The sequence below is a fragment of the Halobacterium rubrum genome (assembly GCF_021729015.1).
GTDB classification, from domain to species: domain Archaea; phylum Halobacteriota; class Halobacteria; order Halobacteriales; family Halobacteriaceae; genus Halobacterium; species Halobacterium rubrum.
Window position 1 is genome coordinate 774,575 of sequence record NZ_JAJQQZ010000001.1, and the last position, 13,691, is coordinate 788,265.

Annotated in this window: 11 protein-coding genes and 1 pseudogene; 8 read left to right on the forward strand and 4 right to left on the reverse strand. The window is 69.3% G+C overall.

Annotated features, from left to right (window positions below; translation table 11 throughout):
* The first annotated feature begins 3 nt into the window (after positions 1–3).
* From speB to heR, 6 genes and pseudogenes are all read left to right on the forward strand, one after another.
* On the forward strand, positions 4–822 hold the full coding sequence (gene speB, locus LT971_RS04210; RefSeq protein WP_237005601.1) for an agmatinase: 819 nt from the start codon (positions 4–6) through the stop codon (positions 820–822).
* 82 nt (positions 823–904) lie between these two features.
* Positions 905–1,666, forward strand: coding sequence for a Nif3-like dinuclear metal center hexameric protein (locus LT971_RS04215; RefSeq protein ID WP_237005602.1), 762 nt, complete (start codon positions 905–907; stop codon positions 1,664–1,666).
* 88 nt (positions 1,667–1,754) lie between these two features.
* Complete coding sequence (locus tag LT971_RS04220; protein ID WP_237005603.1) at positions 1,755–4,046, forward strand: methyl-accepting chemotaxis protein; 2,292 nt, start codon at positions 1,755–1,757, stop codon at positions 4,044–4,046.
* A gap of 1 nt (position 4,047) precedes the next feature.
* A pseudogene (sop2, locus tag LT971_RS04225) lies at positions 4,048–4,778 on the forward strand (sensory rhodopsin II).
* A 310-nt stretch (positions 4,779–5,088) separates the two neighbouring features.
* A complete protein-coding gene (locus LT971_RS04230; protein WP_237005605.1) occupies positions 5,089–6,438 on the forward strand; it encodes a S8 family serine peptidase in 1,350 nt (449 codons plus the stop codon).
* A gap of 319 nt (positions 6,439–6,757) precedes the next feature.
* Positions 6,758–7,600, forward strand: coding sequence for a heliorhodopsin HeR (gene heR, locus LT971_RS04235; RefSeq protein WP_272904605.1), 843 nt, complete (start codon positions 6,758–6,760; stop codon positions 7,598–7,600).
* Positions 7,601–7,663: 63 nt separating this feature from the next.
* Here heR and LT971_RS04240 read toward each other — a convergent pair whose 3' ends face one another.
* The 3 genes from LT971_RS04240 to LT971_RS04250 form a co-directional block, all read right to left on the reverse strand.
* Entirely contained in the window at positions 7,664–8,365 is a 702-nt protein-coding gene (locus LT971_RS04240; RefSeq protein WP_237005607.1) for a DUF4382 domain-containing protein, read from the reverse strand.
* 138 nt (positions 8,366–8,503) lie between these two features.
* A complete protein-coding gene (locus LT971_RS04245) occupies positions 8,504–10,633 on the reverse strand; it encodes a hypothetical protein (RefSeq protein ID WP_237005608.1) in 2,130 nt (709 codons plus the stop codon).
* Positions 10,634–10,920: 287 nt separating this feature from the next.
* Positions 10,921–12,012 carry a GNAT family N-acetyltransferase gene (locus tag LT971_RS04250; protein ID WP_237005609.1) on the reverse strand — a complete coding sequence of 364 codons (1,092 nt, stop codon included), beginning with the start codon at positions 12,010–12,012 and terminating at the stop codon, positions 10,921–10,923.
* A 435-nt stretch (positions 12,013–12,447) separates the two neighbouring features.
* On the opposite strand from LT971_RS04250, the gene LT971_RS04255 reads away from it, so the two are divergent.
* Complete coding sequence (locus tag LT971_RS04255; protein WP_237005610.1) at positions 12,448–12,642, forward strand: cold-shock protein; 195 nt, start codon at positions 12,448–12,450, stop codon at positions 12,640–12,642.
* Between the two features lie 193 nt (positions 12,643–12,835).
* On the opposite strand, the gene LT971_RS04260 is transcribed toward LT971_RS04255, so the two are convergent.
* Positions 12,836–13,120: a translation initiation factor eIF-1A gene (locus tag LT971_RS04260; RefSeq protein WP_280337366.1), complete on the reverse strand. Its 285-nt coding sequence runs from the start codon at positions 13,118–13,120 to the stop codon at positions 12,836–12,838.
* Between the two features lie 297 nt (positions 13,121–13,417).
* Between LT971_RS04260 and LT971_RS04265 the strand changes: the two genes are divergently transcribed.
* Entirely contained in the window at positions 13,418–13,609 is a 192-nt protein-coding gene (locus LT971_RS04265) for a hypothetical protein (protein WP_237005611.1), read from the forward strand.
* Positions 13,610–13,691: the final 82 nt, after the last annotated feature.

A 13,691-nucleotide genomic window follows, 5' to 3' on the forward strand; every position in this document is an offset into this window, starting at 1 on the left:
TCGATGTTCCCCGGCGCCCGCGACGCCGACTCGGCGGACCCGGGGTCGGCCGCCGACTACGTGGTCGTGGGCGCGCCACTCGACGTCTCTACCTCCTTCCAGCCGGGGACGCGGTTCGGCCCCGGTGAAGTCCGCACACACGCCGGGACCTTCGAAGACTACGACCCGGCGACGCGCACGCACTTCTCCGAACACGCTGTGGCCGACTACGGTGACGTGCGTGCGTGGAACGACGCCGCGGAGTACCTCGAGTACCTCGAGGGCGTCGTCACTGACGTCCACTGGAACGATGCCGTGCCGCTGCTCGTCGGCGGCGAGCACACCGTCTCGGTTGCGGCGGTTCGCGCGCTCGACCCGGACGTGTTCGTGGCGCTCGACGCCCATCTCGACCTCCGGGAGGACCTCGACGGCGACCCCCTGAGTCACTCGACGGTCACCCGGCACGCCCTCGACGTCGCCGACGAAGCAGTCGTCGTGGGCGCGCGGTCGGGCAACGAGCACGAGTGGGAGCGCGCCAGCGAGGGCGACGTGACCGTCGTGGCGCCCGAGAACGCCGCGGACTGGACGCCCGAATTCGACGACGACACCGACGTCTACCTGAGCGTGGATATCGACGCCGCCGACCCCGGATTCGCGCCCGGCACCGGCACTCTCGAACCGTTCGGCCTCCAGCCCCGGGAGCTGCGGGACGCCGTCCGCGCGGTGGCGCCCCAGGCCGTCGGGTTCGACGTCGTCGAGGTGAACGACCGCGACGACGGGCAGGCGGCGACGCTCGCGGCGAAACTCCTCCGGGAGTTCGTCTACCACCACGCCACTGCCTGACCGCAGGCGCCGCCCGGCTGCTACCGGCTCCCAGCGCTCTCCCGCCGACGCCTAGAAGGGGGCGGCGGTCTCTCGTTCTCGTATGGACGTCTCCGACATCGCCCAGCAGTACGACGAGCGGCTTCGCGTCGACGACTACGAGGACGCGGCGACGAACGGCCTCCAGGTCGGGCCGGCCGACCGGGCGGTCGACCGGGTCGCGTTCGCCGTGGACGCCGTCGTCGAGACCATCGACGCCGCCGTCGAGTGGGGCGCAGACCTGCTCGTCACCCACCACGGCGTCGTCTGGGGCGGCCTCGACTCGGTCACGGGCCGCGAGTACGACCGGGTCGGGCGGCTCGTCGACGGCGACTGCGCGCTGTACAGCGCCCACCTGCCGCTGGACGGGCATCCGGAGCTCGGGAACGCGGCGCAGCTCGCGGACGCCCTCGGCGTGGCGGACCGCGCGCCGTTCGGCGAGCACGCGGGCGAACACCTCGGCGTCCGGGGGACGTTCCGGGAGCCGACGACCGGCGACGAGCTGTCGTCGACGCTGCAGGCGGAACTGGACACGGCGGGCCGGCCGGTGCCGGTGCTGGACTTCGGACCGGACGAGCTGTCGGATGTCGCCGTGCTCACGGGCAACGGCGCCGACTGGCTGCGGGAGGCCGAGGCCGCCGGCGTCGACGCGTTCGTCACGGGCGAGGGCAAGGGCAAGCTCTACCACGAGGCCCGGGAGGCCGGCGTGTCCGTGTTCCTCGCCGGCCACTACGCTACGGAGACGTTCGGCGTGCGAGCGCTCCGAGACGTCGCCGTCGACTGGGACGTCGAGACGCGGTTCCTCTCGCACCCGACTGGGCTCTGAGGGTCCGGTAGGCGCCGCCGATAGCGGTATCACTGGTGAAAATCGGGTGCGAACCCTTTTTAAGGGGGGTGCCGTACGTCGGTTCTACATGGGGTCCGGATTACTCACACGCGTACGGGGGAGCTACGGGACGAAGCTCGCCCTCGCTCTGGTCGTCGTCGTCGCGCTCTCTGTCGGCGTCGGCGCGCTGGTCTACCAGCAGACCACCGACCAGCTCGAGGGCGACGTCCGCGCCGACCTGACCGGGTCGGCGGACGCCCGAGCGGACCACCTCGACGCCTGGCTCTCGAACGTTCGCGGACAGACAATGCTGGCGTCCAGTCAGCCGGCCCTCGCCTCCGGCGACGAGGCCGAGGTCGAAGCGTCCCTCGACAGGCTCGCCGGCAGCGACGAACTACCAGACGGCGTCGTCGCCGCCCACTACTACGACGGCCCGTCGACGACCATCGAAATCAGCTCGAACGACGACTTCGCCGGCGTGAACCCCGCCGAGCAGGGCGCGCCGTTCGCCACCGACCCGCCGACGTTCGACGGCGCCGACGACGTCGCGGTCACGAAGCCGTTCACGGTGCCGGTCGCGGACTTCCCGGTGCTCTCGGTCGTCTCGCCGATCGAGGGCGCCGAGGGCAAGTTCCTCATCTACATGGTGAACGTCAACGAGCTCACCGCCGACTTCGACCAGGCAGTCGACGGGAGCAGCACCGTCGTCGTCGCCGAGGACGGGACGTACGTCGCGCACCCGGACCAGTCGCGGGTGCTGACCGAGCACGACGGCGCCGAGGGGATGCTCGAGCAGTCGCTGTCCGAGTCGACGTTCATGCAACACGACGGCATGGTGATGGCGGCGTCGCCCGTCGACGGCGCGCCGTGGACCGTGATGGTGCACGCGCAGCAGAGCGAGGCGTTCGCGCTCGGTGACTTCGTCGCGTCCAGCCTGATGGGGCTCGTGCTCATCACGGTCGTGAGCCTCTCGCTGGTCGGCGTGACGGTCGGGTCGACGACCGTCACGTCTCTCCAGCACCTCTCGCGGCGCGCCGACGAGATGGCCGAGGGGAACCTCGACGCGGACATCGACACCGGCCGGAGCGACGAATTCGGGACGCTCGCTGGCTCCTTCCGGGAGATGCGGGACTCTCTGTCGACGTCGCTGTCCGAAGCCGAGACCGCCGAGGCCGAAGCCCAGCAGGCTCGCGCGGAGGCCGAACAGCAGCGACAGGAGGCCGAACAGGCGCGCGAGAGCGCCGAGGAAGCCCGCCGCGAGGCCCAGGAGACCGCCCGCGAGCTCGAGGCCGCGGCGACCGACTACGAGGACGCGCTGACGGCCGTCGCGGACGGCGACCTGACGCGTCGCGTGGACGCCGACCGCGACCACGACGCGATGGCGCGCGTCGGCCGCGCGGTCAACCAGATGCTCGACGACATCGAGACGAGCGTCGCCGCGGCGTCCGCGTTCGCCGACCACGTCTCCGACGCCGCCGTCCGCGTCGAAGGCGGCGCCACCGACGCGATGGACGCCGGCTCCGACGTCTCCACGGCCGTCGACGAGATCTCGGACGGCGCTACCGAGCAGACCGACCGGCTCCACGAGGTCGCGGGCGAGGTCGACGACCTCTCCGCCAGCGCCGAGGAGGTCGCGAAGACCGTGGCGTCGCTTGCCGACACCGCCGGGCAGGCCGCCGACGCGGTCGAGGACGGCCGCGAGGCGACCGACGAAGCGGTCGCGACGATGGACGACGTCGCCGACGACGCCGAGGCGGCCGCCGACGCGATGGACGCCCTCGACAGCGAGATGGAGGACATCGGGGAGATCGTCGACGTCATCGCCGACATCGCCGAGCAGACGAACATGCTGGCGCTGAACGCGTCCATCGAGGCCGCTCGCACGGGCGCCGACGGCGACGGGTTCGCCGTGGTCGCCGACGAGGTCAAGGGCCTCGCCGAGGAGTCGCGGGACGCAGCCGAGGACATCGAGGAACGACTCCTCGACCTCCAGGGCCAGGTCAGCGACGTCGCAGACGAGATGCGCGACACCAGCGAGAACGTCGCCGACGGCCGGACGACCGTGGGAGACGCCGCGACCGCGCTGGACGACGTCGTGGAGTTCGTCGCCGAGACGGACTCCGCAGCGGGCGAGATCCGGGACGCGACCGACCGGCAGGCCGAAGCCGCCTCCCGGGTGGCCGGCGCCGTCGACGAGGTCGCCGGTATCAGCGAGGAGACGGCCGCCCAGGCGACCGACGTCGCCGAGTCGGCCGACGAACAGACCGAGACGCTCTCGACGGTCGGGGACGCCGCCGCCGACCTCGCGGAGCGCGCCGCGACCCTCGACGACCTGCTCGCGGACTTCGACGCGCGCGGCGGCGACGAGGAGGTGAACTGACATGGCACTCGAGACGTGGTTCTGGGTCGGTACGGTCGGCATGATCGCCGGCACGCTGCTGCCGCTCCGGGACATGATCCGCTACCCGTCGCATCGCCGCTACGACCTCGTGCTGGCGGGCATCACGGGGCTCGCCGCCATCGCGTACGCAACCATGGGGCTCGGTCTGACGGCGACGACCGTCGGCGAGCACACGGTGTACATCGCGCGGTACGTCGACTGGCTGGTGACGACGCCGCTCATCGTGCTGTACCTCGCGATGCTCGCGAAGCCGTCCCGCCGGACCTACGTCTGGCTGCTGCTCGCCGACGTGTTCGTCATCGGCGCCGGCATCGCCGCCGCACTCAACCCCGGGTCCCAGCGCTGGCTGTTCTTCGCCGCCGGCGCCGTCGGCTACGTCGTGTTGCTGTACGGCCTGCTGCGGACGCTGCCGCGCGCTCTGGGCGACGACCCCGACCCGCGCGTCTGGTCGCTGTTCGTGACGCTGCGCAACATCACGGTCGTGCTCTGGACGCTGTACCCCGTCGTCTGGATGCTCGCGCCCGCCGGCGTCGGCATCCTCCAGACGGAGATGTACACCATCGTCGTTGTCTACCTCGACTTCATCTCGAAGGTAGCGTTCGTCGCGTTCGCCGCGCTCGGCGCGGACGCCGTCGACCGTCTCGTCACTGCGACGGCCACCGGCTCCTCGGCGTCGATGCCGGACCCGATGGAGACGCCGGCCGCGACTGACGCCGGCGACGACGACTGACCGCCAGCGTCTTTTCGCTACTGCCCGTAGCCCCGGACGGCCGATGACGACGCAACCGGGCCGACCCGGGGTGGCTCCTGCGGGACGACGAGCCCTATGAGTGCCGAGGCCAACTGCCGATCCGTTCCCGTTCGACGGTATCTCACAGACGTGGTTCGCTATTCACCGGACGCGACTCGTCGTGACTCCCGAGCGCTACACGTGGCGATTGCCTCGGCCTGGGGCCCGTTCTGCCGGTGGACGGGAAATCCACCCTAAACTATTATGATAATATAGCAATCATGTAACAACATGGTACGCAGTACCAGACGAGAGGTTCTCAAGGTGAGCGGCGCACTGCTCGGCGGGATTGCGGCCGGAACCACGGTCACGGCGGCGACGTCGACGGACCGGTACATCGTCCAGACCAGGGGGCGCGGGCTCCCCGACGGCGTCGACGTCGTCCACGAGATGCCGGGGACCAATCTGGCCGTCGTAACCGGGGACGAGAGCGCGTTGCAGGCGGCGAAGGGCGTGCGCGAGTTCGCGCCGGACATCGAGCTCGAACTGAACGAGCCGGCGACGAACGCGGACGTCCCTTCGTTCGACGCCTCGGAGTACGAGGGCCAGCCCGGGGACTTCCTGCAGTGGGACAAGGCCGACCTGGACGTGCCAGCGGCCCACGAGACCACAGAGGGCGAGGGCACGCGCGTCGCCGTCATCGACTCCGGTGTGCTGGAGACGCACCCCGACCTCGCGGGCCCACTGAACGTCGACCTCTCGCGGAACTTCACCGACGACGGCGGTGACCACAACCCCGTCGGCGGCGACGACCACGGCACCCACGTCGCCGGCATCGTCGCGGCGGACAACGGGGGCGGTATCGGCGTCAACGGCACTGCGCCGGAGACCGACCTCGTCGATTGCCGGGTGTTCTCCGAGGGCGGCGGCGCGTCGTTCGCGGACATCCTCGCGGCCGTGGTCTACAGCGCGAACGTCGACGCCGACGTGGCGAACCTCTCGCTGGGGGCGTACCCGGTTCCGCGGCAGACTAACGGCCAGTTCTACGGCAAGGTCCTCAACAGCGCGATGACGTACGCGAACAAGGAGGGGACTCTGCTCGTCATCGCGGCCGGCAACGACAGCGCCGACCTCCAGCACGACAGGAACTTCGTCAGCCTGCCGAACGAGGGTGCACAGGCGCTCTCGGTGTCGGCGACCGGACCCATCGGGTACGGCTGGGACGCCGACGGCGACGGCGATGCGACGGACCTCGCCGACCCGCCGGAGAGCCCGGCGTTCTACACGAACTACGGCACGAACGCCGTCACGCTCGGCGCGCCGGGCGGCGACGCCGACCCAGCCGCCATCGGCACTGACGTCCCGTGGTTCAACGACCTCGTGTTCAACACGGTGTTCAGCTACGAGGACACCGACGGCGACGGCGAACCCGATACACAGGTCCCCGGCTACGGCTGGAAGGCCGGCACCTCGATGGCCGCGCCGAACGTCGCCGGCGCCGCCGCGCTGGTCAAGAGCGCGAACCCGGACTACAACGCCAACCAGGTGGAGGCCGCACTCAAGAACGCGGCCGACGTGCCCGACGGCTACGACAAGGCGTTCTACGGCAGCGGCTACCTCAACATCCTCGACGCACTGTAGGGAGAACGGCGACGCGCGTTGGGGACCGCGTCGACGACCACCTTTTCTCGACGGCGCCGTCCCAGTTCCGGATCTGCCGCTCGAAGAGTAGTAAGAGAGAGAGTGGGCGAATTTCGGATTGAGCGGCGTCTATAGCCGTTCTAAACCTATTCTCTCTGGATAGATTGTGAGTCGTGAGTGCCGAGGCCGACTTTTCGCGCACACGCAACTGGCGGACCGCTGGTGCTGGCAGTCTCACTCTCTCTGGCTGCCCACTGCACTCCAGTCGACCGTCGTCCGTGCCCCCTTCCTACTTGGTGGCTCGCGTCGTCACACCTGTATGCCAGCGTCAGAGACGCCGACCGCCGATTCGGTCACCGGGTCACAGACAGCAACTGGCGCCACGCCACCCAGCGACGCCCCTCGCTATCGCCGCCTCCGTCGGTGGAACGCGGTGATGGCGGTCCTGCACTTCGTGCAGGGCGCGCTGATGGTGTGGCTGGCCGAAGACGTGCGGTGGCCGATTACGCGGACGCGCTACGAGTTCGACGTCGCGACGGAGTCCATCGCGCCGGTGAGCGTGCCCTGGGTGGACGTGACGCTCCCGCTGCTGGTCGCGGGGTTCCTCTTCGTCTCCGCGCTCGCACACGCCGTCATCGCCACCGCCCGGTACGAGCAGTACGTCGCGTACCTCGAGCGCGGGATGAACCCCTACCGGTGGTACGAGTACTCGGTGAGCGCGTCGCTGATGATCGTCGTCATCGGGATGCTGGCGGGCGTCTGGGACCTCGGGACGTTGCTGGCGCTGTTCGGACTGGTCGCGGTGATGAACCTCTGCGGGCTGTTGATGGAGCAGCGCAACGAGACCACCGAGACGACCGACTGGACGCCGTACTGGGTGGGCACGTTCGCCGGCCTGATTCCCTGGGTCGTCATCGCGGTGACGTTCGTCGGGACGGTGACCGCCGCCGCCGGCGAGTTCCCCGAGTTCGTCATCTACATCTACGTCTCCATCTTCGCGTTCTTCAACCTCTTCGCGGTGAACATGGCGTTGCAGTACCGGGAGACCTGGCGGTGGAGCGACTACCTCTTCGGCGAGAAGGCGTACGTCGCGTTGAGCCTCGTCGCGAAGTCCCTGCTGGCGTGGCAGGTGTACTTCGGGACGCTGAACTCCCCCATCTGAGGCGGCTGCTGGGAGACCCCCTCCGCTGCAGCTTCGATGCTCGCCGTCCGCAGGCTGCCCGCGTCACTCCTCGCTTGTCGTGACGTCCTCGTAGGTGACTTCGGTGCCGGAGGCGACCGGCTGCAGGAGGTACGACCCGGTCTGGCCGCGCTTGACCGGCGTGAAGTCCGCGACGAAGCTCGTGCGCTGGTCCTCGCGCACCTCGAACGGCTCCTTGAACTGGAGCGGCGCGTTCCCGGGCGTGCCGACGTCGGCGTCGCCGCCGCCGTCCGCGAGCGGCGCCGAGACGCCCGAAACGTCCAGCTGGAGGAACGCGTAGCTCCCCGTCTCGACCTCGCGGTCGTCGACGAGCGCGCTGTCGCCGTCCTGCAACTCCACGAGGTCGGCCTCCTGGGCCTCGTCGAACTCGTGGTACTCGCGGCCGTCGCTCTCGTCGACGTCCTCGGCGTCCTGCTCCTCGACTACCGCCGTGGTGGCGTCCGACCCGGCGTCGTCGGTCTCCGTCTCGTCTTCTGTCGCCGTCGCGTCCGCGGCGTCCCCGCTCTCACTGTCCTTCAGCCAGATGCCCTCGATGGTGACCACGCACGTCTCGAAGTCGGCGATGTCGCCGGGTGCGTCTTTCACCGTCGTGGACAGCGTACCCGTACTCGACCCGCTGCCACCGGTACAGCCCGCGAGGCCAGCGAGGCCGGCCGCGCCGAGCGCGCCGGCCGCCTTCAGGTAGTCGCGTCGGGATGCTGTCGTGTCGGCGAACTTGTCTCGCATACACGTATCCGGGGAGCGCGAGCCGGATATACCGAGCACACGCGGAGCCCGAATTTGCCCGAGTTGGGTCGAGTAGGCGTCGGTTGTGGCGAGAAGGTGTCGGGTGGCTTGCCACGTCGCCGCGACCACCGGTAGCCGTCAGAGTTTGTCGGCGTTCTTCGCCTGGTCGCTGCGACGGCGGGCCTGATCGAGGCGGTTGTCTGCCGCGTTCGCGAGCCCGGACGGGAGTGAGTCGCGCGCCTCGGAGAGTCTCGTGGAAACCTGGTCGAGGCGGTTCTGGACGGTCTCGAGTTTCTGGTCGGCGTTCCCTCGGTCGCCGGCTTCGGCGCGCTCCGCGGCACGGCGGGCGGCCTCGGCGACGGCGTCGAGTGCGTTCGCCAGCCCGTTCACGGCGTTCTCCTGCCCGCCACCACCCCCGTTGCCCCGGTCGTCGTCGGTGTCGTCGGAGTCGCCGCCCCCTTCGACGGCGGCGACCTCGTCCCGGGTCTCCGCGGCGATGTCGGCGAGGTAGCTGGCGAGTGACGCCTTCCCGGTCTGGGGGTTCTCGACCCGGACACTGTCTGCGTCCCCACCGGGATTGACGCGGTCGGCACCGATCGCGTCGTCGCTGTCCCGTACCTCGGTCGTGAACGCGCCGCCCCGGTGGACGTAGACGGCGTCCGGCCCCGCCAGCGGCGCGTCGTACAGCCGGCCGGCGAAGTCGTCCTCGACGGCGAGGTCGGTGAGGTCGGCGTCCACCTCGCTCGGGTCGACCTCGAGTTTCACGCTGTGCTCGCGGGCGACCACCGGGATTTCGCCGTCGACGCCGGCGGCCGTGACGCTGCCGTCGCCGCCGCTATCGCTGCTGTCGTCGCCGCCCACGGCGACCGTCTCGCTGTGGGGTTCGACGCCCGCGCCGTTGACGGTGAGCCTGTGCTCGCCCTCGGTGACGCCCTGCACGACGGCGATGCCGTTGAACGTCGGGACGGCCTCCGGCTCGCTCTGCAGCAACGCGACCAGTTCGAGGGACGACGACTCGGTCGTCAACCCCTCGTTCTCGGGGGCGTCGTCGCTCGTGATGGCGTTTGTCACGCCCGCGACCACCTGATTGACGGGGGACGGGTCCCCGATGGCGTCGTAGCGCTCGGCCAGCGCCTGCCGGTGGCGCGCCTCGCTGATGTCCGCCGCCGGGTTCGTGTACCGGGGGCTCTGCCAGGGGACGCCGGTCGTCGTGATGTGACCGGCGACGGCGTCCTCGACGAAGTCGGGGATGGCGAACTCGAAGCTCAACTGGGGACCGACGAAGTCCGCGACGTGCTCGAGGTCGGTCGTCGGCCGGAGTTCGTACTCGACGTCCGGGTCGGCGTCGCTGGCGCCCGCGAAGTCGAACTGGAGCCCGGTCTCGCGCTCGGGGAGGTCCGGCGGGGACTCCAGCGCGTCGAACGACCGCACGGTCAGCGACTCGTCGACGAGGTCCTCGGCGCCGACCGCCGGCAGGTCGTCGTGGTCGTACAGCGGCTCGCCGTCCAGCTCGGGGACGCTGTACGGCAGCGCGAACTGTTCGTCGCGCGGCAGCCCGTACGCCAGCGGGATGGCGGCGATGGCCTCGACGCCCTCGAGGACGCTGTTCGTGACGTCGGCGACGCTGCCGTCCAGCGGCAGACGCTGGAACTTGTCGGCGTCCTCGTTCACCGAGAGGCCACTGGAGTGCGAGCCCAGTTCCGTGAGGATGCGGGGGCGGCGGCTGCCGTCCGGGTCGAGGAACTCGTTGTTCGGGACTTTCCGGGAGTGCGAGCTCGCCACGTACAGCTGTGGCTCCCCGGTCTCGGTGTCCACGAACACGTGCAGGACCTCCCAGTCGTGCCAGTGGAAGTTCGTGGCGAACTGGTCGAACGCCGAGTAGAACCAGAACTGGACGACCGCAAGCGGCGACGCCTCGTACTCGACGACGTTGAAGAACGACACGGGGTCGACCGGGTCGCCGTCGTCGCCGCTGCGCTCCGCGTAGCCGTTCAGCGCCTCGAAGCCGTCGACGACCGTCTCCCCGTCGCGCTCGACCTCGTAGGGCTGGGGGTCCGTCGGGAACCACTGCTCGTGCTCGTCGAAGTACAGCGTCGGCGCGAACTGCTCGGCGAGCGACCGCGCGCGGTCCGCGTCCTCGACGACCGACGCGTCCCCGTCGTCGCTGGTCTCGAACAGTGAGCAGCCCGCGAGCGCCGACGTGGCGCCTGCTGCGATGCCGCCGAGCACGGTGCGCCGGTTCACCGCCTGCGAGCGCTCTCCCGTCATCGTTGCCGCCCTGTCGCCGACGGCCGGCGCACGGCGGTCGCCTGACTACCGGTGTTCCCGAGCAATTTCGAACCTATACACGACGCCCGCGAATAGACCTTCTGGTGGTCCCCGGTACGGCGTCGGCGCGTCGTCGTCCGTCGCGGACGACCGAGCTCACGGCCGTAGCGCGAACAGCGCGAGGTGGCCGAGGACCGCTGTGCTCTCCGGCCCGCCGGCGAGTGCGCCCGACAGCACGCCGATGGTGCTGACGAACGCGCTGGGCGGCAGCGAGCGCGGGTAACTTCTCAGCTATCCTTGAGCGAACGGGCGCGGTACCGGTCGCGGGCCGCCTCGAACAGCGGCCACACGACTGGGTTCTGCCCCTTCTCCCAGTGCAACAGCGGCACTGCCTCGGCGCCGTACTTCGACTTGAACCGGAAGACGGAGTTGTCGAAGTGCGCACCGGTCCTGTCGAAGCTGTACGCGTCGAAGCCCTCCGCGATGCCCCACTCGATTGCCGCGGCGTGCATGAGCTCGGAGGGCATCGACTCGTAGCAGGACTCGTCGGGGATGGCCGACAGCCAGTGGACGAGCACGGACTGTTCGGCGTCCAGCAGGTAGACGTACCGGCCGACCACGTCGCCGTCGACCCGCGCGGTGAACACGCGAGTGCGGTCCGCGAGGTGGTCGGCGACCGCTTCCAGCAGCGACTTCGGGAATGCGTTGCCGTCGACGCGCCGGACGTTCCGCCGGTACAGCTCGTACGTCCGGTCGAGGTCGTCGCCGAGCACGCCGACCTCGACGGCGTACTCCTGCTCGCGGGCGTCTCGAATCGCTTTCCGGCGTTCCTTGTCCATGTCGGCGAGCACGCGCTCCCACGACCGGTCGATGTCGAGGACGAGCACCGCGAGGTCGGTCGACAGCTCGTACCCCCGGTTGGCGAGGTACTGGCCGTAGCGCACCAGGCCGAGGTCGTGGCTGGCGATGCGGTGGTACAGCACCGGGCCGCCGCCGGTAGCGTCCAGCGCGTCGAACAGCCGGTCGACGTTCGCCGCCTCGTCGCCCGCCACGACCGGGCCGCCGTAGCCCGGTTCGCCGGACAGCAGCGCGGTGACACCGAGCGCGTCTGCGACCGCGTCCGCCGCGTCGTGGGGGAGGTCGAGGTCGGCAGCGAACACCGGGAGGACGGCCACCGGGTTCCCGTCCTTGGCGACGAGCGCGTGCCGCGGCCGGTAGTCGAGGCCCGCCTCGACCGCTGCGAGCCACTCGTGGCGGTGGAAGAGGCTGCCGCGGTCGGCCTGCGTGACGAGGTTGTTCCACTGGTTCCGGTCGACGTCGTGGACGCTCGCCAGCAGCGTGGCCGTGACCCCGTCGTCGACGGTGTCTGCCCGTGCCATAGCCCCGGAAAGACTGCTGACGTCCTTCGTTATCCACACCTGTCCGCGGCAGGGGCTGCCGGCACTCGCGTCGACGTGGCGACGTCCGACTGACCGGGTGCGGAGTAGCGTCTCAGCCACCTGTAAGGCCTCCTTACGCGTCCCTGCGGCGCGAAGCACTCGACTAGTAAGCTCGGCGTTCGCTCGTTTGCCGTGCGCTGCTCCCCCGGCCGCAGTCGAGTACACGACGCCGGCGCCGTCGCCGTCGGGAACTGCTGGTGCCGTCGAAACGACGATCGTTTCTGTGGTATCTAGTACTTCCACCGCTGTGAGCCGACCATTCAGTGACGAAATGATGGCAGAACGGCGGCATAGCGAACATTTGTTTTTATTCTCGCCGTTCTGGCCGACGGATGCGGTACTCTTATGCGTAGAACGGGCGTGTGTTCAGTCGCAATGGCAGAAGGTCAGGTCGACTTCTTCAACGACACGGGCGGCTACGGTTTCATCGAGACTGAGGACGCGGACGAGGACGTTTTCTTCCACATGGAGGACGTCGGCGGCGAAGATCTCACTGAAGGCACCGAAATCGAGTTCGACATCGAGCAGGCTCCCAAGGGCCCGCGCGCGAAGAACGTCGTTCGCGTATAACTCGGACTCTCTACGACGAACGAACCGCAGATTTTTCGGCGACGCTACCCGCCCAGCAGTGCGTTCGTCGTACTGGACGCTCGCACAGGCGTTCCCGGTAAGTCTCTGGATTCGCAGCGCCGTCGCCGAAACCGCCGCTGCTGGCGCTACACAGTGAAAGAACGGCCGCTAGCGCGCTGTACCGCGGGGCGGATTACTCGATGTGGCCTTCGGCGCGCAGCTGGTCGGCGTCCTGGTCGGAGTACCGCCACTCGACGTTCGCCTTCTCGTCCTGCCAGTCCCACGGCTCGGCGAGGACGACGTCGCCCTCGTTGATCCAGGTGCGGTACTTCATTCGGCCGGGGATACGGCCCATGCGTTCTTCGCCGTCCTCGCACTGCAGCGTTACGTGGTTCCCGCCGTCGTGTCGCTTGACGACCGCAAACACTTCGTCGTCGTTGGGCATCCGGAGGTTCCGGCGCCCGCTGTCGTCGCTCACACCTCGTCTACGAACCCACCACAGTAAAAGGACGTGGTACTCGTGGTACCTCGCGACACGCCGTCCAGGTCTCGGATTTCGGGCAAGGCGGCTCTTCTTCTGGGCGACTGGGCGCTGTGTCTGGCGGTTCGAGTGGGCGTCACGTGGTTCCGACGGCGATTTTGGATTCTACATGAACGTTTATGATGTATGGGGGCGACGGTCGGGACGCCCGATGCACCGGCCCACGTCCGACCAGGCGACGCCGACACCGATTGACCGACTCCCGACCACGCCGACCACAGCCACACGCTACTCGTGAAGACAGCCACCGAACCCCGAGCAGAGGCACCGAGTCTCCCGGCCATCGACTCAAGCGAGGGCGCCGACCCGCCGAGCACCGACACCTCGTGGGTCGACCGCTGCCAGCGGCAGTTCACCACCGACGACGACCGCCGCCTCCACAACCTCGTCGACGACGAGAACTGCGTCGTCTACGACGGCGTGTAGGACAGCCTAATTCTCCCTGTCCCCTCCCACTGTCGGCACTCCCCGACACTGCACGCAAAGAAACAGCAGCGGCCACGTACCG

Excerpts from the sequence above, each read along its gene's own strand:
- speB (WP_237005601.1), top strand. The coding sequence starts at position 4 with ATGTTCCCCGGCGCCCGCGACGCCGACTCGGCGGACCCGGGGTCGGCC.
- LT971_RS04215 (WP_237005602.1), top strand. The coding sequence starts at position 905 with ATGGACGTCTCCGACATCGCCCAGCAGTACGACGAGCGGCTTCGCGTC.
- LT971_RS04220 (WP_237005603.1), top strand. The coding sequence starts at position 1,755 with ATGGGGTCCGGATTACTCACACGCGTACGGGGGAGCTACGGGACGAAG.
- LT971_RS04230 (WP_237005605.1), top strand. The coding sequence starts at position 5,089 with ATGGTACGCAGTACCAGACGAGAGGTTCTCAAGGTGAGCGGCGCACTG.
- heR (WP_272904605.1), top strand. The coding sequence starts at position 6,758 with ATGCCAGCGTCAGAGACGCCGACCGCCGATTCGGTCACCGGGTCACAG.
- LT971_RS04240 (WP_237005607.1), bottom strand. The coding sequence starts at position 8,365 with ATGCGAGACAAGTTCGCCGACACGACAGCATCCCGACGCGACTACCTG.
- LT971_RS04245 (WP_237005608.1), bottom strand. The coding sequence starts at position 10,633 with ATGACGGGAGAGCGCTCGCAGGCGGTGAACCGGCGCACCGTGCTCGGC.
- LT971_RS04250 (WP_237005609.1), bottom strand. The coding sequence starts at position 12,012 with ATGGCACGGGCAGACACCGTCGACGACGGGGTCACGGCCACGCTGCTG.
- LT971_RS04255 (WP_237005610.1), top strand. The coding sequence starts at position 12,448 with ATGGCAGAAGGTCAGGTCGACTTCTTCAACGACACGGGCGGCTACGGT.